A 24,367-nucleotide genomic window follows, 5' to 3' on the forward strand; every position below is an offset into this window, starting at 1 on the left:
CGTAACGTTAGAGTCAAGTCTTTCTTCCAATTTTTTTAAATAAAAACAGCCGGCACAATGGCCGGCTGCTTTTTATCTTCTTTATATATCTTTAATTAAAACCCGTAACGAAGCCCCAGCTGGATCTGCCAGGGGTTACCTCCAGGCACTACCACACCGGAATTCACGTTCACATTATACCTGTAGGTAGACGTAGCGCGATCAAAGCCACCCAAAGAATAGATATTCTGTTTGCCCAGAAGCTTACTGGTACCCCATTCCTTGTTAAACATATTGGCGACGTTGAAAATATCGCAGGATGGCTCAAGATACTGTTTCCTGCTGCTGCCAAACCGGATCTTGGTAGCAATCCTCAGATCCCATACGCCATAGAAGCCATTGATACCGCCATTTCTTTCCGCTACCTTCCCGCTGCTTCTGCGGATATAATCCTTCACACTTTTATCGGCCAGGGGATTATCCAAAATAGCCTGGATATCGGTACGCATTTTTTCAGGCACACTGGGGTTATTTACATCAAACACATAGGCCAGGTCATTTGAATTCACAAAGTCGCCATTCACATTACCGCCTACAGCCAGCGAATAACGCGTACCGCCTATACCGGAATAACGCACCCCTACATTGATGCCCCAGAAAGTAGGCAGCGTACCATATACTACTACCTTATGACGGAACTGGTTATCAGAATAGCTCATGGTGCTCAGGTTACGCGGATCATCCTTCACCATCAGCGATAAGGTAGCGGTATTAGCTACATCGCCATTGTAAGAGGTATTATCTTTCGCATCATTCCAGGTATAGCTAACAGAGATTTCCCCGTCTTTATAATAACGGAAAGTACCATCCACAACAAACGCAAACTGGTTCACTTTACCTTCACTGTTCAGCTCCAGCACACGGCCTACGTTCATACTTTTACGGCCTTTCGTCCAGTCGGTGGCGCCGTTGGTAGTATCGATGCTTATTGCAGGCACATACACGCCGCGGTTTCCTTCGTTAGCCAAACGGAATAAAGGCTGATCCACCATGTTCCTGTCTACATACATATAGTTATGACGTGCAATGGTAGCAAAGAAAGTCAGCCCCATTTTAAAGCGGTCGGAGAAAATGTGGTTATAAGAGATGTTTGCCTTATACACCACGGGGATCCTTGCATCTTTACCGTTCATATTAATGGTACCCTGCCGGGGCAATCCGAGCTTATCAAACATTTCCTTACCCGGCGCGGTAGACGGATCTTTACGATAGGCAGGGAAATCAGGAGTGGGCACGCCCGCGCCCTGGATATCTACGGTGAGCACTTTGGTGCCATCAAACAACATATTGTTGATCATGGCGTAGTTGTTTATATCCGACCCGAAGATCGCAGCACCAAAGCGCAGGTAATCGGTATGCTTTTCATTGATATCCCAGTTGAACTGGATACGTGGCTGCAGCTGGAAAGTTTTCAACGAGTTATCAGTGCGCAGCCCCAGTTCATCATATACAGTTTGATTGAAATTAGGCTTGTTCAGATAAGTGGTATAATCTGCACGGAGCCCTGCAATCATTTCAAAGCCGGGGAACAGGTAGGTCTGCATCTGTGCATACAATGCCCCGCTGAGAATATTCTGGTTCACGCTGGGATCATCTGCCAGCGCCACTTCCCGGGCATACCGGTAAGGCTTCAGGTTATTGAAATTGTCCATCCCGGTGAAATAGAAGCGGCCATTCATTTCACTGCCGTACAGTGAATTCATATGACTGTACATGATATCTGCTCCAAAGGTATAGTTGGCTTTATTGGTGTTATAATAAAGATTGTCTACCAGCTGGAATACGTTATTATAGAAGTGTTCCGGCGAATAGCGTTGCCCGCCCAGCTGGATAGTGGTAAACACCGGTTTATTATTAATGGTGGACTGTACCCTTTCCACGATGGCGCGGGGAATATTTTGGGCCGGCAGCTGATCGCCGGGAGAGCTTTCTTCAAAAGTGTACAGGTGCTGCAGTTTCAGCTCGTTGGTAATTTTAGGGCTTACTACTGTGCGCAGGGTGGCCAGTAAACTGTTATTGATAGCATGCGCATCGGCATATACTTCATACAGGTTGATGGATGAATTATCATCGCGGCCAAGCGGGGCGCGGTCGTTTACATAGTTATCACGGATGGTGAGGAGGTTGCGTTCATTCAGCTGCCAGTCGATACGCGCAAAAGCCGCATCCGTACCGCGTTTCTTATTGAAAGACCCGAACTGCGGCAGGGAGGATACACCATATTTACCACGTGCAATACCAAGGTAGGTATCCAGTGTTGACTGTGTAACGTTGAACCGCTTTTCATCTTCCGGCGTTTTAATGTCCGCCAGCTGCAGGGGGCGTGCATCTGACTGGTGATCCCAGGCTACGAAGAAGTGCAGTTTATTTTTGATAATAGGGCCGCCCAGGGAGAAGCCGTATTGATAAGTGGAGAAGTCGTTCTGGCGCCGGTTTCCACGGGCGTCATACTTGCTGGATAATGCATCCGCCCTTACAAAGGTGAATGCGCTACCGGAAAAAGTATTGGTACCCGACTTGGTTACGGTGCTGATAGTACCACCGCCACTGCGCCCAAAAGTAACATCATATTGGTTGGTGACTACCTTAAACTCGCGGATGGCTTCCATGGAAATAGCATACGGACCACCGATACGGGTGTTGGTACCACTGCTGGAGGTAGGATTTTTTGCAGAAGTACCATCAATGGTGATGTTGGTGGAAGAGCCGAGCTGTCCTGCCAGGTTGCTTCCGCTGCTAAGCGGTGAAAGATCGATAAGGCTGCTGAAGTTACGGCCATTCACCGGCAGGCGGGCAATATCCCTTGCAGTTACCGTGGTGGCTGCGCCGAAGTTCTCCGCTTTGTTGCGGAGCGCGTTGCCGGATACCGTTACCTCCTTGATGTCTACCGAAGATGTTTTCATCTGGAAGTTGGCGCGGATCAGATCTCCCTGGTTGAGTGAATAGCCGGTGCGTTTTTGTTCGGCATATCCCATCGCTGTAACCTGGATGGTATATGGCCCGCCAAGCGGCAGTTCCTTGATGAGGTACTCTCCTTTTGCATTTGAAACGGTACGACTGCTGAAACCGGTTGATTCATTGCGTACCAGCACGGATGCACCGGGAATCAGTTGTTTGGCGTCGTCGGAGATAGTTCCTGAAATAGAGGCCTGCGTTGTTTGTGCAAGCAATGGCTGCCTGATAATGCAGCAGAATAACAGAAGTGACAGAATGAAGATAGGTTTCATGAACGCGAAAATATTACATGGTAATTTGAATACTAAGTGTTCACTGCATTCGTAACATAAAGTTCACATCGGGAGGATATGCATGCATCACACTACTCGGGTGAGTAGTTCTTCAATAATGTGGATATGGCTGAACTGTTCTTCTGAATACGATATGGCTGTGCTACTGATTTGTGATCATTAAGATACGGAAAAATAGTTGGTTATTTATACATCAGCGTGATTTAAAGCTACAGAATAAAAAATGCTGCCGGGTATTAAAAGGGGTAATATGATCTTCTGTGGCGCAATGCAGCTTTTCGAACAACGGGGTCAGCTGTTCGGTCAATTCTTTCTCTGAATATTGTTTTATGGTGAGGCCACTGCATTTTTCAGGGCCTTTATCAGAAAAGGTCCCAATGGCCATATAACCATTTACTGCTTTAGCGGCCGCCTGCAGGTAAGCGGCTATTTGTTCGGGAGCGGTAAGAAAATGAAAGGTGGCCCTGTCGTGCCACACCGTATAAGTACGTGTAGGCGTAAACGTAGTGATATCCTGTACCAGCCAGTTCACCTTTGGGGCCAGCTCTCCCAACCGTGCCTTTGCCCGTTCCAGGGCATGCGCTGAAATATCCAGTACGGTGATGTCTGTATAACCGGCGGCCAGCAGGTGATCTACCAGTTTACTTTCCCCTCCTCCAATATCAATAACGGGAGCATCTTTTGGTACATTAAAGCTGTTTATCAATGCCAGAGAAGTAGCAGGAACTTCCTGTGTCCAGCTCATTTCTTCCGGTTGTTTATTGCTGTAAATGTTTTCCCAATGATCCTTTCTTTCCATTACTTCATTTTTTCTTCATCAAAAGTAGTATTTAATGAATGATATAAAAAAACAAGGCAGCCGCTTCATTCAATGATGGAGCAGCTGCCTTGTTTTCCCTGCGTTTTTATTTTCCTGTTAGCGGGAACACCTCGCTTTCTATATGTTCCGATTTAATGTAACGGCTCATCTGTTGCACAATATCCTTATGCGCTGCGGCTACGTTATGTTGTTCCGCAGGGTCTTTGCTAAGATCATATAATTCCAGCGGAGCGTTTTTATCCTTTATCACATTCAGCTTCACACCCTTCCACTTGCCCATGCGCAGGGCCTGCCGGCCGCCGTTTTCATGAAACTCCCAGTACAGGTACTTATGCTGTGGCTGGTTTCCTTTACCCAGTAAAGTTGGCAGGAAAGAGATGCCATCGGTATAAGCAGGTCTGGGCGCGCCGGCAATATCGGTCAGTGTAGGCATCAGGTCCCAGAAGGCGCCGATAAAATCGCTTTTACTGTTGGGCTTTACCTTACCCGGCCACTTCACAATAAAGGATGTTTTAATACCGCCTTCATATAAATCGCGTTTGTAGCCACGCAGTCCGCCGGAGCTGTTAAAAAATCCCGGGTCAGCGCCGCCTTCACGGTGTGCGCCATTATCGCTGCTGAAAATTACGATGGTATTGTCTGTAAGCCCCAGTGCATCCAGCTTATCCAATATCTGCCCCACATAGGCATCCATGCGGCTTACCATGGCAGCATAGGTAGCGCGTGGCTTTGCCACGGAGGCATAACCGCCCGGCTGTGCCACGGGGCCATAATCAGCGCCTTTATAAGGATGCTCCTCAAAGCTGTTTTCATATTGTTTGTAGTACTCATCATCAGGCCCCTGTAATTCCGCATGGGGCAAGATGGTAGGCACAAAAAGGAAGAAGGGCTTATTTTTGCTGGCTTCAATAAAGGCCAGTGGTTTTTTCCTGGATCAGTGCAGGCGCATATATTTTCTTTGCGGTAAGATCATTACCTGTAAGCTTTACCTTTTCATTGTTACTCCATAGGTGGGTAGGATAATAGCGGTGCGATTGGCGCTGGCAATTGTACCCGAAAAACACATCGAATCCTTTCTTATCCGGGGCGCCGGTGGTGCCTACCATGCCCAGTCCCCATTTACCAAAAGCGCCGGTGGTATAACCTGCCTTTTGCAGCAGCTGCGCATAGCTTTGCGCGGTATCCGGCAGGGGCTCCTGTCCTTCCGGTGCTATTTCCTTATTGCCCCGGATGTAGGTGTGGCCGCTGTGCTGGCCGGTAAGCAAGGCAGAGCGGGATGGCGCGCAAACAGAGGTGCCTGCATAAAACCGGGTGAATAGCATGCCCTGTTTTGCCAGCCTGTCGATATTAGGCGTTTTGATCTTTGTTTGCCCGTATGCGCCCAGGTCGCCATAGCCAAGATCATCGGCAAGGATGAAAACGATGTTGGGCCGCACCTGCGCCTTACCGGCATAGAACGCGAGCATCATGCCGGTAAGCGCCAGTGTTGTTATTTTCTTCAGGATCATTATTAATTATTTTTTGTTACTTATTTCCATTGCGGGTTTTGTGTCAGTTTCGGATTCAATACGATCTGGTTAGAAGGAACCGGGTAATAATAGTAATAATCCGGAAATGGTGAGGGCGGAATTTTTTCGTAGGCGATATACCCTTCGGTTGCGCCGTCGAGAATGGGAATGATGCTGTTGGCCGGCACATCAGTTCCTTTTTTGAGCCACCGGCCCAGCTTGCGCGCTGTTACATACTCCATCTTTTTCCAGCGGCGCAGATCATCAAACCTGAACGATTCGCCCATCAGCTCAACAGCCCGTTCCCGGCGGATTTCCCATAGCAGCGGCGTTACGCCCGGGTCGCGGGTAGGATCATTGGGAATGGCGGCTACCTGCAGGGGCGCCACCCCGCCCCGTGCACGGAGCTTATTGATGGTCTGGTCTGCAATGGCCTGGCTGAACTCTCCCAGTTCATATTTGGCTTCTGCATAGTTCACCATTACTTCTCCCATACGGAAAACAGGCGCATCATTCACATCCTGATTCTGGATGCGCTGTATTTTATTACTGAACTTATAAAAACGGTAACCGGTATATGTAACGTTAAAGGGCTGCCCGTTGTTATAATCCACATAATGCGGTTCCTGGCGCACTATTAATCCCTGCCAGTTCATAGTGGGCAATGTTTTATTCTTTGGCCCGGAGATCGCGTCCATTACAGGGAAGTACTCCATATCTGCCGGGTCATCGCTGGGCTGCCAGTCCTGGCTGGGATGATTCACTTTTACTTTAAACGGCGGCGGCACGGTATAGTATAAACGCTTATCGCGGTTCCTGAATTCGGTAAAGGGCGATTTGTCGCCAGCAAACAGGGGGCTTGTCCACCGGGTTTGCCCATCGGTCATCAGGTACATATCGGCTGCTTTTTTTGTGAGGTCCCACCTGCCGGAGGAGTTCCTTCCCAGTGAAGCGAGGGTATGCACTACCTGTGTCTGGTCGTACTGCTTATACAGCAATATGCCGGGAATATTTGCCAGCGATTCGCTGTTGAATTCCTCATCGTAATTAGGATGCAGCACGGGGAAAGCGGCAATCAGCCTGGCCCCTGCATCTGCGCTGGCACGTAGGTATGGCGCAGGGTCGCCCAGCTGATGGTACTTACGCCAGGTGCCTTCAATAAGCCCGAACCGCGCTATGAGGGCCCGCACTACGTTTACATTCACAGTGTTGGGCCCGTCGCCTGCAGGTTTGATATGTGCTTCCGCCCATTGCAGCTGCTCCAGTATTTTCTGTGTCACCTCTGCCCGGGGCGTCCTGGGACCGTAAAGGATATCTGCATCGGCATCGGTAAGCGCGGTTTCCACCCAGGTTACATCACCATACTTATTCACCAGGTTGGCATAACTGTAGGCGCGGAAGAAATAACCCACACTGCGCCAGTGGTCTTTATCGGCGTCGGAGATAGAAGACGTGCCGAGGTTGTCGAGCATAATGTTCACCGCCCTGATCCTGTTGTAAGGATCGGTATAATCATTGGAGCTGGAAGGGATCACTATCCTTTGCCAGATCCAGTTGGATTCACCGTTTGGATTAGCGTTCAGGAACAGGTCTGCATCATACTCCTTGTTTACATATTCTGGTGAATAGCCCGGGAACACTTCATAGAACTGCCAGGCGTATGCTTTGATGTTATCGTATTTTGTAAAGGTTGTTTTTTCTGTGAGCTGATCCTTTGGCTGCAGATCCAGTTTGCTGCTGCAACCCTGCGCCAGCAGTGCTGCTGCGGTTACAAGGAAGATATATGTAAAACGTTTCATAATCATTTTTTTCCCGGTTAGAAGTTTACGTTAACACCAAAACTGTATTTCTTCATGAACGGATAAATACCGCCATCGCTTATGATATCCGCTTCTGCATCCATGCCATCGGGCAGATGATCGAAGGTGAAAAGATTTTCACCGGAAACGAATAAGCGGATATTGTTGATGAAGATGCGCTTCAGCCATTGCTTTGGTACGGCATATCCCAGGGTGATGTTCTTTACACGGAGGTAAGCGCCGTCCGACATATATTTGGTTTGCACATTCCTGCTGGTACCGGTGCTGCCGGCGGCGTCGGGATAGCTTCTCGGGTAAAAGCCATTGGGATTGAAAGGCGTCCAGTAATCGAGGTTATGCTTATACAGCGTGCCAAACTGGTTCAGGTAAGGCCAGTAGAGCTGGTTGCTGATCCACATATCTCTTTTACCTACTCCCTGCAGGAAAAAAGAAAGGTCAAAGTTCTTATAGGAAGCATTGCCAAATACGCCAAACTGGAACCTGCGTCTTGCATTACCGATCACTTTACGGTCGCCGGGATCAGATAAGGTATTATTTCCTGTGAAGATGACATTATCGCCGTTCAGATCTTCATAACGGATATCGCCGGGGTTCTGCTGTACGCCCTTAAACCCTGCTACGCCTGGAAGTAAGGTGCCTTTTTGCAGATTGGCATCAAGAGAGCCTTTTTCAAAATCATCTGCCGTAAAATATCCTTTGGTAACATAACCCCATATCTCCCCTATTTCCTGACCTACGTAGTAATTGTCCAGCTGCCCGGAACCGTTGATGTTAAGCAATCCTGCAGGATTGTTATACCGGGTGATATAAGCGCGGCTGTCAGACAGGTTGAAGCCAATGGAATAGCTCACATCTTTTATCCTGTCTTTCCACGACATTTCCAGTTCCCATCCTTTTGACTGGAGATCTGCCACATTCTGCAGCGGCGCTGCTGCGCCAAGAATAGCGGGCAATTCCGCGCCGGGAGCCAGCATATTAAGCGTGCTTCGCCGGAACCAGTCGAACGTGGTATTGAGCCGGCCTTTCAGCAAACTGATATCCGTACCGAAATTAAGCGTGCGTACTGTTTCCCAGGTAAAACCGGCACTCACCAGTGCAGGGGTGGTAAGGGATACGTACCTGATATTGGTGGCGGGGTCTGTCCAGGCAGCGTTGTAAGGTTCCATGCCTGGTACATACGGATAGTAGTTAGGCACGCTTAGGCCGTCTTTATTTTTCATAAACACTACCTGGTTGCCTATCTCCCCGAAAGATCCCCTGAGTTTAAAAAGAGAAACAGTATTGGACAATGATTTCATGAAAGATTCTTCACTTACATTCCATCCGGCGGAAACAGAAGGAAAGAAACCAAAGCGCTGGCCCGGGGCAAAACGGCTGGAGCCATCAAAGCGGCCGTTCACTTCCAGCATATATTTATTTTTATAATCGTAGTTGATCCTGCCAAAGTACCCGGAAATAGCGTACTCTCCAAAGCCGTCATCTCCCGCAATAGTACCGGTGCTGGTAGATAACGACGGTACCTGTGGGCTCAGGATATCGAGGCGGTTAACAGAAAATTTTTCCTGTTTGCTGCTTTCCTGGTTGGTGCCCAGCAGGAAGTTCAGGTGATGTTTATCAAATGCTTTGGTATAGTTGGCATACACGTTCAGCGCCTGGTAAGTGGTTTGTTCATTGGCGCGGGTATAGCGGGTATTGTTGTTGAGAAACTGCCGGTCGTATGTAGCGGCGTTGATGTACTCATTTTTATCCTGGATGTTGCGGTCGTCGCTGTTGCTTTTATTAAAGGTATATTCTGCGGTCACCTTCAAACCATTAAGCGGGTTGTATTCCAGTTTTCCAAACAGGCGAAGATCATCTCCGGTGGTGGTATTCACCGGTTCTACCTTCACTACGTTGTTGGGCGTATTATAGGGCAATATGTCCCCGTTGGGCGCCGTACCGTAACCGGTAGGCATATAGGAACTGTAAGTGATGGCATTATAAAAGAGACCGTCGAAATTAGCGGGCGTGGTACGCTTCCCGTTTTTGTAAAAAATATTTACACTGGCGTTAAGGTTTTTGGTGAGATCGGAGCTAACAAATGTATTAAGGTTATAGCGGGTGTATTTATCCTTGTTGGTAATGAGTATGCCATCTTCCCCGGTATACCCGCCGGAAACGCGGAAGGTTGTTTTCTCGGAGCCGCCCCCGAAGGAAAAATTATGCATCTGTTCAAAGCCGCGTGTAAAAAGATCCCCATAAAGATCTGTTTGTGCGAGGGGATACTTCAACCCGTTAACGGTCGCACTGCCATCAGGATATTTGCCGGGGCTCTGCTGGTAATCGTTCAGCAGATCCAGCCAGGTATTTACGTTCTGGCCTGTCCAGTAGGAATTGGTGCCAAAGTCTTTCAATGCGCTCACCAGTTCCATGGGCGTTGCCTTTTTAGGCAAGGTGGTAGGGGTATTGGAGGTGAAGTTGGCGGAATAGTTGAATTTTATGGGCTGGTTCTTTTTCCCTTTCTTCGTAGTAATGAGGATCACGCCAAAAGCGGCCCTGGCGCCGTAAATAGAAGCCGCAGCCGCATCTTTCAGCACGGTTACATTATCGATGTCTTTTGGATTTACATCATCAATATCCATCGGCACATTGTCGACCAGCACCAGCGGAGATCCACCATTGATGGAAGTGAACCCGCGGATATTAAGGGTTGTAGAGGAGCCTGGCTGACCGGTGCCGAATGTTACCTGCAGGCCAGGAACGGCGCCCTGCAGCGCCTGTGAGGCGGAGCTCACGGGCCTGTCGCCCAGCACTTCATCCATTTTCACGGTACTTACCGCGCCGGTGAGATTGGCTTTCTTCTGTGCGCCGTATCCTACCACCACTACTTCACTCATCGCGGAAAGGTCTTCCTGCAGCACAATTTTCAGGGCGCCGGCTGCTTTTACTTCCTGGTGCACATAACCAATAGACCGTATAATGAGGACCGCATCGCTGCTTTGCACATTCAGTAAAAATTCTCCCTGTTCATTGGTGATGGTACCGTTGGAAGTACCTTTTTCAAGGATACTGGCGCCGGGAACCGGGTGCCCCTTATCGTCGGTCACTGTTCCTTTAACGGGTACCTTTGCCGGCGACTGCTCACCGGGGGCTCGCATCTGTTTATTGCCGATCAGGATCTGCCGGTCTTCAATCCTGTAGGATAAAGGTTGCCCGTAAAGCGCTGCTGCCAGCACTTCTTCAATAGATGCATCTTTTACGTTCATGGTTACCGGCGAAGCTTTTTCCAGCAGCTCGGTACTGAATAACACATGGTATCCCGTTTGCCTCCTGATTTCTGAAAACACCGCTTTCAGCGAGCCATGGTCCAGCTTCAGGGACACCTGCTGCGAGTATGCCGTGGCCGACACCTGTAAGGCGGTGATGAATAAAAAGAAAGTCAGTTTCATGACGATCAGTAATTTGGTTAGACGTGGAATAAAGGGAATACTGCCAGGCACAGGGCAAAACATTCCCTTGTATGAATTTCTGAAATACATACATTTGCTTAATTAGGTGAATGAATAGTTTCTAAATACTCGTTTGGTAACTGATTTTACCTGATTTACCACCGGTTATGTTGGACGCATAACCGGTTTCTTTTTGGTGGTGATAATTACTGATAAATCCTCCTGATTTTGGTTTTATTATTTTACTATGATTGTTCTGTTCACTATTTCAAAATGCCGGTTGCCTGTAAATTCAAGCATAGCCAATACTTCCTGTAAAGTTTTCCGGCGTGGAATGGTGCCGCTGTAGCGGATCCGGGGAACGGTGGACAGGTCTACCTGCACATCGTACCAGCGCGATAGCTGCAATAATACATCTGAAAGCCAGGTATCGTTAAAAATGAAATAGCCATTCTTCCAGGCAATCACATCCTCTTCACTGACATTACTTTTCTGCAGCGCGCCTGTTTGGTTGTTGAGGCGGGCCTGCTCTCCGGGCTTCAGCATTAATTGTGTACCCGGCGCGGTAACTACCTTTACACTTCCTTCAAGAAGTGTGGTACGTACCAATGCATTATCGCTGTAGGCGTCTACATTAAAATGTGTGCCCAATACTTCCACCGTTTGGGTAGCGGTGATTACCTTAAAAGCCCTGTCTGCATTTTTGGCGACTTCAAAATAGGCTTCCCCCTGTAGGGTCACCCTGCGTTCCCCGGCGGAGAAATTAACAGGATAGCTGAGTGTGGAGGCAGCATTCAGCCATACTTTACTGCCGTCCTGGAGCACAACGCTGTATTGCCCTCCCCTGGGAGTAGCAATGCGGTTGATACCTGTATCTGATGCATTCCCTGTAGCGGTGGCCTCATATACGATTTCCCCGGTGGCCGTTTTATAAATACGGAGACCGGCCTGTTTCACAATATCGCCGGCGCCTGCATCGCTGAGCATTATTTCTTTCCCATTGGCCAGCGTGAGCACGGCCTTATTACCACCTGCGGGTATATTTTGTGAAACAGCTGCAACGGCTGCCGGCTGATCTTTATGGGTGGCCGGCCGGTATAAGAACACAGTGGCGGCCAATATCCCGGTGAGGGCTGCTGCAGCCGCATACCGGTATTTTACGGAGAGCCCTGTTTTTTTCCTGTCAATACGGCGCCGGATCTGCCGGTACATTTCCGCACGGGTATCTTCATCATCCGGGATGTTTGTTCCTGATGCCATTGCTGCCTGTTCAGCAGCCACGCAATAGCGGTGATACCATGCAATTTCCTCCTCGGATGCAGTACCATCACTTATTTTCGCTGATATCTGACGTAGTTTTTCCTGGTCCATACCGGTGCTTATACCCATATGGCACTTCAATAAAACACATCCCCTATGTGATGGAAAAAAAATTTTTGGAGGCGTTCCCGGTTACATCAGCAGCGACATACTGCCTAGTCTTACCCGTAGCTTTTTTAGTGCGGTAGTGATCTGGTTTTCTACTGTTTTTTCGGAGATGCCCAACCGGGAGGCTATTTCGCGGTTAGAGAGATGCTCATGCCGGCTCAGGTAAAACACTTCCCTGCACCGGGATGGAAGAGCATCTGTAAAGCCTGCAATAATTGCTTTCAGCTCTTTGAGCTCGAGCACCCATTCTTCGCTGGCGCCATCTGTTCCGGTGGCGCTGCTTTCTGCAGCAAAGGCAGCGCGTACCTTATTGTTCCGTAAATAGTTGGCCGCCTTGTAACGCACGGCCATTACGAGGTAACCCCGCAACGTGGTAAGCACCACATGATCGCGGTGTTCCCACAGCCATACAAATACATCCTGCACTACATCCATACAGGCGGCTTTGTCCTGCAAAAGATACCAGGCAGATTTAAAAAGGATATTCCAATACCGTTGATAGATTTCGTCAAACGCAGCACCATCACCTGATTTCATCAAATCAAGCAGTTCACTGTCTGGATATAGATGGATGGCTGACATAAACTGATCACTGAAAAATGCTCCTGAACAAAATGTATGGAGCTGCCAAACTAAACTAAAAAAATAAAAAGAACAACCTGTTTCCGGGAGATATCTTTTATATCCGCATTCCCTGGCGGGAATTGCGGATATAAGAATATAATTAAATTATCGTCGCCGTGAACCGGTCCATCAGCTCCATTGATAAAATGGCCTGTTCCGCAGAACAAGGATTGGAGCCTTGTCCGAGGAAATAATTGGTTACCTTTTCTATCATGGGTTGCTGTACATGTTGCAGCGGTTCAAAAACAAATTCTTCGGTGCGCCCGTTTTTCCGCAGCGTTATTTTACTGCCAAACACGGGAAAACTGATGCTGCCGGCAGACCCGGTTATTTCGCAACAGTCCTGTTTACCTGCTTCAGACACCGTAAAACACCACATGCCATTAAATACCACCCCATTCTCAAACAGGATATGCCCTGTTACCAGGTCGTCCGCCCCGTGGGCGCCGGCCTGGTTAACGGCTATCCCGGCGGCATGCTTTGCTTTCCCGAAAAAATACACCATCAGGTCCAGTTGATGCGGGGCCAGGTCGTGAAACAATCCGCCACCGGAAACGGCCGGGTCCACCCTCCAGTTAACAGCCGGGCCGGCAATGATATCAGAAGCCGGTGGCTGCAGCATTTGCAGGGATACAAAACGGATATCGTCGACGGCCTTTTCTTCCAGGAGTGATTTAATTTTCAGGAATACCGGTTGTTCACGGCGGTAATGCGCTACGCTTAACTTCACCCGGTACTGATCTGCAGCTGCTTTCATCCGCAGGGCGGATGCCGTATTCAGGGTCATGGGCTTTTCCACGTATACCGGTTTGCCTGCCGCCAACGCCTGTATAGTGTATGCTTCATGCTGCAGCGGTGGTGTGGCAATATAGATGGCATTCACCTCCGGGTCGTTAATGAGTTGCTCCGCACTGTCGTACCATTTGGGCACGCCATGCCGCAATGCGTAATCCTTTGCCTTTGCGCCATCCCTGCGCATCACTGCTACCAGGGAGGAATACGGCACTTTGTTAAAAGCCGGGCCGCTTTTGACTTCTGTCACATCTCCACAACCTATGATTCCCCATTTTATTTCTTTCATAATGGTGATTATAATGCAAATAACATAATTTCATTTATCAAAACGAGGGATATTTATTTTCAGCATGGCGAAACTAAAAGCAGCATTTTACCGACGGCATGATGTAACTGTTATTGCGAAACAATTACTGGGCAAAATACTGGTAACGGATATCAACGGGGTCCGCACGGCCGGGATGATCGTGGAAACGGAGGCCTATGCCGGCATTGGCGACAGGGCTTCACACGCCTGGAACAACCGGCGTACCAAACGCACCGAGGTAATGTACCGGCCCGGTGGATTTGCCTATGTATACCTTTGCTATGGCATTCATTATCTTTTTAATGTAGTTACCAATGTGGAAGATACGCCCCATGCCGTTTTGATCAGGGCATTACAGCCGGTAGATGGTATTGACATGATGCAGCGCCGTTATAACAACAAGCCTTCCGCCAAACTTACCGCAGGCCCGGGGAGTCTTTGCAAGGCAATGGGCATAGACGCCGCATTGAACGGGGAAAGCCTTACCGGGAAAAAAGTATGGATTGAAACAGGACAGGACATTGAAGAGGATGACATCACGGTTTCAACCCGTGTAGGCGTGCAATACGCCGGGGAAGACGCTTATCTTCCCTACCGTTTCAGCATTAAAAATAATGACTGGGTAAGCAAAGGCAAAGGATTGTGAGGATCATTGCCCCATCTTCCTGTTGATCTTACCTTCCAGTGTTGAAATGATATTTACAGATTCTTCCAGCCGTGTGTAAGCCGTGCTGCCATCAAGCGCCAGGTCTTTTTTGGTGACCTGCAGGCCGCCCAGGAAGGCTTCCAGGTAAGACAGGTATTTGGGCTGATCACTGTATAAAGCATTATAGATTTCTTCGTTCAGCTTATCGCCTTCCGCCTGTAATTCGGGGTTCACCAGGTCTGTTACCCCACGCAGCTTCTCCATCACAATGCTCATCTTCTCTTTCAGTGCTTCCAGGTTGCGCTCATCTTTTTTACCGGGAGCTATATTGTTACGGAACAAACTATCCGATAGTGTTTTTCTTGCTTTCTTATAATCATTCAACCCCTGCTTCAGGTATTCCAGCTGCTGGTTCAGCTGCTCTGCTTTTTCTTTTTTGAAATATTTGTCGATACCGCTGTCCAGGTGTTTTACCCAGGTAAGCAGGTGGAAGGTTATATCTGTAACGCCTGGCTTTTCTGATTGCCCGGATACATTGGCAGCGAAGAACAACATGCTGCAGAGCGTCGCCCCGGTAAATATTTTACGCAATATCATCTTTAGTTTCTTTTATTATGGTTTCATGGAAAATAAGCAATTATTATTCAGGTGCAGGGAAAATCTGCAGTTTTCATACGTTTATATTTTTGATTTCTTTTATTGGAAGATGATCAGCCGGGTATGATACCGGGTAATTAAAATTATAGAAAAACAGGCAAACCAGGCACTATGCTTCCCCCAAGTTTCTCTTTATCATAAATGATTTTATCCTATATTGGGCCAGCTGTTGTGATATTATATACCTGGTGAATGTTTAAGAAGATCAGTTTTTATGCCGCGCTGTGTGCCGTTCTTACCGGTTGCATATCATCCCCGGCGCCATTGCGTAAGGGCAAGGTGTATGTTGGCAAAGAAGGGAAACAGTATGTGCTGTACCGGGATGGCCAGCCCTTCCGGATAAAGGGAGCCGCAGGTACGGAAAATTTCGCAGCACTGCACGCCGCCGGCGGCAATACCATACGCACCTGGGATACCTTAGGTCTTGGCCAGCTCCTGGATGATGCCTACGCCAATCATATTGCAGTAATAGCAGGCTTTCCCATGCCGGTTAGCAGCTTTTCTCCTTTTTACAACGATACGGCCAAAGTAGCGGCACAATATACCGCCTTCAGGAATGTGGTAACCCGGTATAAATCGCATCCGGCATTGCTGATGTGGTGCCTGGGCAATGAAATCGACTTTCCCTATAAGCCCCGATACAACAGCTTTTACAAAGCCTATAATCATTTGCTGGAAATGATCCACACAGAAGATCCCGATCATCCCGTGACCACTGCATTGATCAATTTCAACAAACGTTGCCTTTACAATATCCGGTTTAAGGTAACCGGCCTTGACCTGATCTCGATGAATATTTTTGGTGACCTGCAACATTTGCAGCGCAACCTGGAGAAGTTTTCCTGGTTCTGGGACGGGCCCTTCCTTATCTCCGAATGGGGCATCAACGGGCCCTGGGAATGGGAGTTAACCACATGGGGCTCTCCCGTTGAAAATACCAGCACGCGTAAAGCACAGCGGTATCTTCAGATGTATGAACAGTATATGCCGGTAAACGATCCGCGGTTCCTTGGAGCCTGTGTTTTTTACTGGGGCAATAAACAGGAAGTAACACATACCTGGTTCAGTTTGTTTACCAAGGATGGCCAGGCCTCCGAAACGGTGAATGTTATGCAATATCTATGGACGGGTAAATGGCCGGCCAACAGGGCTCCCGCCTTAAATATGCTGCTGCTGAACGGGAAAACCGGTAGTAACAACATCCTGTTAAATCCCAACAGCCTGCAAACTGCCGAGGTATTACTGGCCGGTACTTCCGCCGGTTCCCTGCAAATTACATGGGAATTGCTGGCGGAAGACTGGCACACCAAAAACAGGGATGAGCCCAATACACAAAAACCTGTGGCTTATAACAACCTGCTGCTGAAAGCAACAGGCAACAAAATTACGTTCCGCTCTCCGGGGAAAGAAGGACCTTACAGGATCTTTGCAACTGTTTCAGATAACAAAGGACATTTCGCTACCGCCAATACACCATTTTACGTAGTCAGTCAATGATAGAGAAACCATCACCCATTCTGCCACCCTCACGCCGTGAACGGTTCACGCTAAGGCTCATGATCCTGCTGGGAGCCTGCAGCATGGGCTATATGCTGTATTGCTTGCTGAACAAAGCACAGATAGGGTATGCACCTTTTTACTGGGTGCTGATGGGTGGCTTTATTTTTAACTGTCTCACCATTCTCCACGAATGGTATCATTATTTTTCCATTTCAGTACCGGCAACTCCTCCCAAACAACATCCATTTACCGTTGATATCCTTACCACTTTCTGCCCCGGTGAGCCCTATGCCATGATCGTGGAAACCCTCACCGCTATGCAGGCGATCACGTATCCGCATACCACCTACCTCTGCGATGAAGCGAATGATCCCTACCTGGCAGAGGTATGTAAGCAGCTGGGGGTAAAACATGTAACAAGGAATACAAGGGAAAATGCCAAAGCAGGGAATATCAATAACGCCCTGAAACAGGCTACCGGGGAGCTTTGCGTGGTAATGGACCCGGACCATGTGCCTTCACCGGATTTTCTCGATCCGATTGTATCACACTTCAATGATCCCGAAGTGGGGTTTGTGCAGATTGTTCAGGCATACAGCAACCTGGGCGATAACCTGGTGGCTAAAGGAGCGGCCCAGCAAACGTTCCAGTTCTATGGCCCTATTATGGCCACTATGAATAGTTACGGCACTGTATTGGCCATAGGCGCCAACTGCACCTTCAGAAGAACTGCGCTGGACAGTATAGGCGGGCATGCCGCGGGTCTTGCGGAAGACATGCACACTGCTATGCAGCTGCACGCCAAAGGCTGGAAATCGGTGTATGTGCCCACGGTGCTAACCAGGGGCCTGGTTCCTTCTACCATGTCGGCCTATTACGCGCAACAGCTCAAATGGGCGCGCGGTACCCTGGAACTGCTGGTTACCTCCTACCCTAAACTGTTCCGGTCTTTTACCTGGAGGCAACGGTTGCACTATGGTACTATTCCCCTGCATTATTTATCGGGTATTGTTTTCTTTATCAACTTCCTTATTCCGGTCCTGTCGCTGATCACAGGCCGGATACCTTTCCGGGTCGACTTTATCGATTTTGCCCTGCTGGGGTTACCGGCCGTTACCGCCATTATCCTGATCCGTCATTTTGTGCAGCGCTGGGTAATGGAAGAGAAAGAAAGAGGATTTCATGTAGTAGGCGGGCTACTGCTGATAGGCACCTGGTGGATTTATATCCTCGGACTTGTTTATACCCTGATCCGGAAAAAAGTACCGTATATCCCCACGCCTAAGGATGACAGCGGGCCTGATCACTGGCAGCTGAATATTCCCAACATCTTTGTGCTGCTGGCATCGTTGGCAGCTATTGTTTATGGGTTGTGGTACGACTGGAACCCGTATTCCCTTGTAATGGCAGGGATAGCAGGGGTCAATTGCCTGATCATGGCTTTCAATATTATGGCCAGTCTGCGCCTGCGCCGTTTATCTGAAAAATACCACTGGCTAAAAGCCATTCTCGTATACCCGTTACTGTTAAAAGAGAAACTCTGGCTTTTCCGGCATCTTCATTTATATGCCGCCTTCCGCAAACTAGGGCTACCGCTGCTACTGGCAGTTGTTTTGCTGACCGGTTATATCACCACCAGCAACCGGGAACCTGCAGCGGAGAAGCCTGCGCCCACACATCAGCAAACCACCTTCTATACCGGGATATTCAGCCCGGCTGGTACAAACGGCCTCAGCTCCCTTACACAGGTAAAGGATTACCAGCAACAGTCCAATGCCCGCTTCAACATCATATCATTGTATATCCCCTGGGGAGATGCACCGCAATGTAATGTGCCCGATTCCCTTGTAACTGCCATTTATAACAATGGCTCCCTCCCTATGATCACCTGGGAGCCCTGGACCAACCTGTTTGATAACACGGCCATGAATAAAGAGCTTGGTAATGGGCAGAAAGTTTTTGCGCATATCAGCGCCGGCTTCTTTGATCAGTACCTGCTCAGGTTTGCAGCCAGGATAAGATCGCTGAACCGCCCGGTGTTTATCCGTTTTGCGCATGAGGCAGATAATCCTGCCTATCCGTGGTCGCCCACCGGCAACAATACCCCGGAAGAATTCAGGGCCGCATGGCAGTATATCTGCCAACTGTTCAGCCGCAACGGGGTTAGCAATGTTATATGGGTATGGAATCCCTGGCGCGCCACGGCTGCAATGGATTACTTCCCGGGCATGTCGTATGTTGACTGGATCGGGGTAACAGGCCTGAACTATGGCCCGCAAAATGAGAACGGGCAATCATATACTTTCAGTGAGCTGTATGCGCCCTTCCACCGGCTGCCGTTATTCCGTTCCGGCCTGCCGGTAATGGTGGCAGAAATGGGCTCCCTTCGCGCCGCCGGTAACCAGCAGCAATGGATGGAAGATGCCTTTAAATCCATTAACGGCCAGTTCAGTGAAATACATGCCTTCGTGTTATTCAACAGCCGTGAGGATAAAAATATCCTGCGCCCTGTTGCCGGGAATATGCTCAACTGGCAATTGGAAGAACCGGCAAAGGTATTCGCAGCTGCCAACCAATACGCCCGTATCCGCAGCAGCAATAATGTATCTTCCTATGGGGCAATTGCACCAGATCCTGTACCACAATGGGTTCCCGCCAATGTACCATTGCCAGGCAATATCAGGGGCCTGAATTACCAGAAAGGTGAAAACTGGTTCAGGAATTTACACGCACCCACCCGCCGGGACATTGCAAAGGATTTTGCCAATATGAAAGCGCTCGGCGTAAATACCATCCGGCGATATGGGCCTGGTATATACGACCGGAATATACTCCATGTAGCAAAGGAAATGGATATGAATATTCATTACGGCTTCTGGATTCCCGGGATAACAGATATGCAGGAACAGGCAAACATGCTTTCCTCACTCAGAGCAACCATCCTGAAGCAGGTAAGCACCCTGAAACAAAACCGGAATATAGTAGCATGGAACATTGGTAACACGGTATGGCAGCAACTGGATAAACAATACTACAAACCTGAGTTGCTTTACCGGCAACAAAGCTTTGTTACCTGGCTAAACAGCCTGACAGCAGCTATTAAAGCCATAGACAGCACAAGGCCGCTGACAATAGACGTAGCCCTTAATGGCAACATCAGCAGCACCCTTGCACAGCTTCACCTGCAGCTGCCACAGGCAGATGCCTTTGGCATTGTGATAGGCAACGACACCACCGGTTTGGCGCAATTGCCTGCCCTTACCCTACCCTGGTATATCAGCCAGGTACCGGTAAACGTCTGCGCAGATCTGCCCAACCAGCACCAATCCGCTTTCATCACCACCTGGCAGGACCTCGAAACACGCGACTTCGTTACATTCGATGGTTTAATTGATCACCAGGGAAGATATAAATCATCTTTCTACCAGCTCGGTCATCTCTGGAATAAAAATTTTAAAACACCCGATACCGCACGTATACATATACTACGACCGGCAAGAACCACTTATCCAAACAACCGGCTTACCTATCATGCGCTTGTTTACAACAATAACGAATGGAAAATTGCCGATAATAATAGCCCCCTTCAATTTGAATGGTACCTGGTAAAAACCGATCATTACGGCAACGGTATCTTCTTAAAGAAGCTGGGCACAGGCGCCTCCATCAATATCACCATACCTGAAAATCCAGATCGCTACCGGCTGTACCTGGAAGCTGTAAAAGATGATCATGTGGCTACTGTGCAATCAAAGCTTAATACCCCGCTGTAAAACAAAAAAGCCCCACTAGTAAAGTTTATTATAAATAACATAGTACTATGTATTGGATAGTACCATGTAATAATCTACCTTTGCTACAGACAAGCCGCCATTCTATTACATTCATAATTTATCTCATGAAAAAATACTTTACTGGCATCATACTGGTATTTACAGGTATCCTTTCCTTTCACAGCACATTGGTAGCCCAGGACAACGACCGGCAACTGGCAGCGGTGATACTGCATAACGACAGCCTCTTCTGGCAGGCATATAACAAATGCGATGTGACAAATATGATGGAATACTTTTCGGACGACATCGAATTTTACCACGATAAAGGCGGCATCACCAATGGCAAGCCGGCTTTGGCCCAATCTTTTGAAAAAGGCGTTTGCAACAACAGGGATAGCTTTATATTGAGAAGGGAAGCCATCGACAGCAGCATCAAAGTATTCCCGCTGAGGAAAAACGGCGTGATATACGGCGCAGTTCTTAGTGGCGCGCACCTTTTCTATGTACAGGAAAAAGGAAAGAAAGAACGGGCAGAAGGCCTCGCAAAATTTACCCATCTCTGGCTGCTGAAAAACGGCAGCTGGAAAATGACACGGGTACTGAGCTATGATCACGGTCCTGCACCCTATATCAATAAAAGAAAGCCCCTTACCTTACCGGCTGATGTATTGCAAACCTACGCCGGTGAATATAAGGGCTCTCAAACTGCAACCGCCTATGTAAAAGCAGATGCCGGCTCTCTCCTGCTGCAAATAGGAGATAAAAAATTCCCGCTTTATGCGGAGAAAGAAGATCTTTTCTTTTCCAAGGAACGCGACCTCACTTTTGAGTTTGTAAAAGAAGGCAATAAGGTGGTAAAAATGCTGGTGCGTGAGCGCGATGAAATAGCGGAGGAACTACAACGGGTTAACGATAAGCCATAGTGGATGCGCCACTGATGCCTGGAGGCATCAGTGGCGTACCTGTTATTTTGCTTCGGGCATTAACACCAGCCTGATATAATTATCGTTGCTGATGGTTTTTGCCGCCAGTGCTTTCACACTTTCCACGGTCACCTTATCCATTGCTTTATCAAAATCATACAACTGGTTCAAAGGCTCTTTGTTGGCAAACTGTGCACCCAGGTATCCCAGCCAGAACTGGTTGGTCTTTAAAATTGTTTGCCTGCTTACTTTGGTTTCTGCCTTGAACTTATCGATATTCACCTGCGCAGGGCCCGCAATTTTCAACTGGTTGATTTCATCAACAGCAGAAGCAATAAGCCGTTCCGCGTTGGCTGGTGCGCAACCAAAAGAAACAGACAGGGTGAAACGCTGCTCCGGCAATTTAGTTACATTGATCTCTGCTTCCGGTGTGTAAACACCGCTTTCCTCTTCCCTCAAACGCTCCAGCAGCCTGATCTCCAGCACTTCTTTCAAAGCCGCCATCTTCAGGGTATTCTCATAGTTGTATTCAAAAGGCCCTGAAAATACCAGCAATACGCTGGCCTTTTGCTCGCTGCCTTTGTAAACGGTACGGGAAATTTTACCTGCGGGAATATGGATACCAAGATCCTTTGCCTGTTCATGGCTATTTCTGGATGGCAGGGAAGCAATGTATTTTTCAAGCAGGGGTTTTATCTTTTCTTCATCAATATTTCCTACAAAAACAAAAGTAAAACCGGAAGCATCCGCAAACCTTTCCTTATAAATATCAAAGGCCCTGTCCAGGTTGATCTGGTCCAGCTTTTCCATGGTAACGGCAGTGCGGCGGATGTTATAATTGCCCAGCACTGCTTTCACGGTATCTCCGAATACCTGGTTGGGATCTACGCCCTTATTGGCAAGACCGGCTTTTGCCTTAGCTATCTGTCCTTCAAAAAAAGCGGAATCTTTACGCGGCTCAGTGAGGCAGCCATACAGTAATTCCAGCGCCAGCCCGAGGTCCTGCGGGGCTGCGCCACCGCCAATACCCTGGCTTCTGTCGGTAATGAAAGGATTCAGGCTCACCTGTTTCCCTGTAAGGAATTTGCCCAGCTGCACAGCGCCATAGTTACCTATACCACCGGAAGCAATGAGCCCTGCTGCATTTGCAGCGCTCTGATAATCGGCGTCGCTGTAAAGGGAGGTACCTCCTTCGGAGAAGCCATTAAACAGGATCTGGTTATCCTGGAAAGCGGTTTTCTTCAACACTACTTTAATACCGTTACTCAGTGAAAGCGTAGTGATACCCAGCTGTTCATCTTTTTCTTCTTTAATGATCTTCCCTGCGACGGGCTGTGTTTTCAGCAGCGGCAGGTTCTCCATGTCATCTTTAAACGGGGTGATGGCTTCTTTATCAACGCTGCTCATCCAACCCAGCACAGTGGCCTCGTTTGGCAAACCGGCTTTCTCTTTTTCCGGCGCGGTGATAAGGATATCGCGGTTGGTATTTTTCAGGTAGATGGATATCTGTTTGTTTACCTCCTGTAAGGAAATACCGCCCAGCTGACTTTTTACCAGTTCGTTTTCTTTTACTATACCGGGAGCGGCTGTACCGTCAAGGAAATACTGCAGGTATTCTTTTACATAGGCGTCTGACTGTACTTTGTCTTTTTCTTTAAGAGCAGATTCCATGCTGCGCAGATAGCTTCTCTTTGCCCGGTCCAGTTCTGTTTGGGTAAAGCCGTATTGCTGTACGCGGCGTACTTCACGATAAGCGGCTTTAAATCCTTTTTCCAGTCCGCCGGATTTGGTAGTAGCAGTAATAGTGAACGCATCCAATCCGCCGAGCAGATCGCCGTAACCCGCGCCACCGCTCAGGAAGGGCGGATCGGCCTGGCGGGCCAGTTCTGTATAGCGGCTGCTTAACAGCTGTCCGAATAAGCCTCTTACAATAGTGGCCCGGTAATCAGCCACCGTTTTTAATTCCGGCGAAAGTTGTTTTATGATCACCTCTACAGATGTGTTGGTGATCTCCTTATCGGTTACCTGCAGGAACTGGTTTTTACCGGTAAGCGGCACTGTGTATTTAACACGTGGCTTTTCCGTTACAGGATTTTTCAGGTCGGAAAATTTCGACCGGATAGCCTGTTCTATCTGCACAGGGTCAATATCCCCCACTACTATCAGTGCCTGAAGGTCCGGGCGGTACCAGTCTTTATAAAAAGATCGGATCGTTTCCGGCTTAAAATGAAGCAGCACTTCTTCCGTACCAATAGGCAGGCGGGAAGCATAGCGGGAATGGTTTAACAGCACAGGGAAGGTTTGCTGCTGGATACGTTCAGACACGCCCTTGCGTAAACGTTTTTCTTCGATGATCACACCACGTTCCTTGTCAATTTCAGCGGGATCCAGGGTGGCTTCCTGTGCCCAGTCGCGCATGATCTGCAAACCATTTTTCAGCAGCTCAGGGTTATCGCTGGGTAATGGCAACTGGTAAACGGTTTCGTCGAAATTCGTATAGGCGTTGATGTCGGCGCCAAAACGTACACCCGACCGTTGCAGGTAATCCACCAGTTCATTTTTCGGAAAATGCGTGGTACCGTTAAAGCTCATGTGTTCCATGAAATGTGCGAGCCCCTGCTGTTCGTCTGTTTCCAGGATAGAACCTGCCTTGGTGGCCAGGTACATCACTACCCTTTTCTCAGGTTGTGTGTTGCGGCGAATGTAATAGGTGAACCCGTTGGAGAGTTTTCCTGTCCTTACCGCAGGATCAAGCGGCAGGGTTTGTGCTTTACTGACCACAGGTAACCCTATGCCCAATGAAAGGACAATCATTAATAATGGCTGGTTTTTTATTAACATGTTGATT

Annotated in this window: 15 protein-coding genes; 4 read left to right on the plus strand and 11 right to left on the minus strand. The window is 48.5% G+C overall.

Translation table 11 applies throughout. The features are described from left to right. Positions 1 to 95 precede the first annotated feature (95 nt). From ABIE50_RS23025 to ABIE50_RS23065, 9 genes are all read right to left on the minus strand, one after another. On the minus strand, positions 96 to 3,266 hold the full coding sequence (locus tag ABIE50_RS23025; RefSeq protein WP_209859259.1) for a TonB-dependent receptor: 3,171 nt from the start codon (positions 3,264 to 3,266) through the stop codon (positions 96 to 98). Between the two features lie 214 nt (positions 3,267 to 3,480). Continuing rightward, the gene (locus ABIE50_RS23030) at positions 3,481 to 4,086 is read right to left on the minus strand and encodes a class I SAM-dependent methyltransferase (protein WP_209859257.1); all 606 of its coding nucleotides are present in this window, start codon (positions 4,084 to 4,086) and stop codon (positions 3,481 to 3,483) included. A gap of 106 nt (positions 4,087 to 4,192) precedes the next feature. Further along, complete coding sequence (locus ABIE50_RS23035; RefSeq protein ID WP_354028137.1) at positions 4,193 to 4,981, minus strand: sulfatase-like hydrolase/transferase; 789 nt, start codon at positions 4,979 to 4,981, stop codon at positions 4,193 to 4,195. 31 nt (positions 4,982 to 5,012) lie between these two features. After that, the gene (locus tag ABIE50_RS23040; RefSeq protein ID WP_354028138.1) at positions 5,013 to 5,615 is read right to left on the minus strand and encodes a sulfatase-like hydrolase/transferase; all 603 of its coding nucleotides are present in this window, start codon (positions 5,613 to 5,615) and stop codon (positions 5,013 to 5,015) included. 20 nt (positions 5,616 to 5,635) lie between these two features. Beyond that, positions 5,636 to 7,414 (minus strand): RagB/SusD family nutrient uptake outer membrane protein, encoded by a 1,779-nt coding sequence (locus tag ABIE50_RS23045; RefSeq protein ID WP_209859253.1) that lies wholly within the window; start codon positions 7,412 to 7,414, stop codon positions 5,636 to 5,638. Between the two features lie 17 nt (positions 7,415 to 7,431). Then, positions 7,432 to 10,863 (minus strand): TonB-dependent receptor, encoded by a 3,432-nt coding sequence (locus tag ABIE50_RS23050; RefSeq protein WP_209859251.1) that lies wholly within the window; start codon positions 10,861 to 10,863, stop codon positions 7,432 to 7,434. Between the two features lie 237 nt (positions 10,864 to 11,100). Next, positions 11,101 to 12,252, minus strand: a complete 1,152-nt coding sequence (locus ABIE50_RS23055) for a FecR family protein (RefSeq protein ID WP_209859250.1) — start codon at positions 12,250 to 12,252, stop codon at positions 11,101 to 11,103. Positions 12,253 to 12,315: 63 nt separating this feature from the next. Further along, positions 12,316 to 12,828 carry an RNA polymerase sigma-70 factor gene (locus ABIE50_RS23060; protein ID WP_354028291.1) on the minus strand — a complete coding sequence of 171 codons (513 nt, stop codon included), beginning with the start codon at positions 12,826 to 12,828 and terminating at the stop codon, positions 12,316 to 12,318. Between the two features lie 187 nt (positions 12,829 to 13,015). After that, positions 13,016 to 13,996 (minus strand): Gfo/Idh/MocA family protein, encoded by a 981-nt coding sequence (locus ABIE50_RS23065; protein ID WP_209859248.1) that lies wholly within the window; start codon positions 13,994 to 13,996, stop codon positions 13,016 to 13,018. 64 nt (positions 13,997 to 14,060) lie between these two features. Here ABIE50_RS23065 and ABIE50_RS23070 point away from each other — a divergent pair, with 64 nt between their 5' ends. Beyond that, positions 14,061 to 14,663 carry a DNA-3-methyladenine glycosylase gene (locus ABIE50_RS23070; protein ID WP_209859247.1) on the plus strand — a complete coding sequence of 201 codons (603 nt, stop codon included), beginning with the start codon at positions 14,061 to 14,063 and terminating at the stop codon, positions 14,661 to 14,663. A gap of 3 nt (positions 14,664 to 14,666) precedes the next feature. Here ABIE50_RS23070 and ABIE50_RS23075 read toward each other — a convergent pair whose 3' ends face one another. Further along, complete coding sequence (locus ABIE50_RS23075) at positions 14,667 to 15,260, minus strand: hypothetical protein (protein WP_209859246.1); 594 nt, start codon at positions 15,258 to 15,260, stop codon at positions 14,667 to 14,669. A 252-nt stretch (positions 15,261 to 15,512) separates the two neighbouring features. Between ABIE50_RS23075 and ABIE50_RS23080 the strand changes: the two genes are divergently transcribed. The 3 genes from ABIE50_RS23080 to ABIE50_RS23090 all read left to right on the plus strand — a co-directional run bounded on the left by ABIE50_RS23080 (position 15,513) and on the right by ABIE50_RS23090 (position 21,519). Beyond that, positions 15,513 to 16,817 (plus strand): glycoside hydrolase family 2 TIM barrel-domain containing protein, encoded by a 1,305-nt coding sequence (locus ABIE50_RS23080; RefSeq protein WP_209859245.1) that lies wholly within the window; start codon positions 15,513 to 15,515, stop codon positions 16,815 to 16,817. Next, positions 16,814 to 20,593 (plus strand): glycosyltransferase, encoded by a 3,780-nt coding sequence (locus tag ABIE50_RS23085; protein ID WP_354028139.1) that lies wholly within the window; start codon positions 16,814 to 16,816, stop codon positions 20,591 to 20,593. Before ABIE50_RS23080 ends, ABIE50_RS23085 begins: the two co-directional genes overlap by 4 nt. 125 nt (positions 20,594 to 20,718) lie before the next feature. Further along, positions 20,719 to 21,519 (plus strand): nuclear transport factor 2 family protein, encoded by an 801-nt coding sequence (locus ABIE50_RS23090; RefSeq protein ID WP_209859244.1) that lies wholly within the window; start codon positions 20,719 to 20,721, stop codon positions 21,517 to 21,519. A 42-nt stretch (positions 21,520 to 21,561) separates the two neighbouring features. Here ABIE50_RS23090 and ABIE50_RS23095 read toward each other — a convergent pair whose 3' ends face one another. After that, a complete protein-coding gene (locus ABIE50_RS23095) occupies positions 21,562 to 24,360 on the minus strand; it encodes a M16 family metallopeptidase (RefSeq protein ID WP_209859242.1) in 2,799 nt (932 codons plus the stop codon). Positions 24,361 to 24,367: the final 7 nt, after the last annotated feature.

Source organism: Chitinophaga sp. OAE865 (assembly GCF_040546735.1).
GTDB lineage: Bacteria > Bacteroidota > Bacteroidia > Chitinophagales > Chitinophagaceae > Chitinophaga > Chitinophaga polysaccharea_A.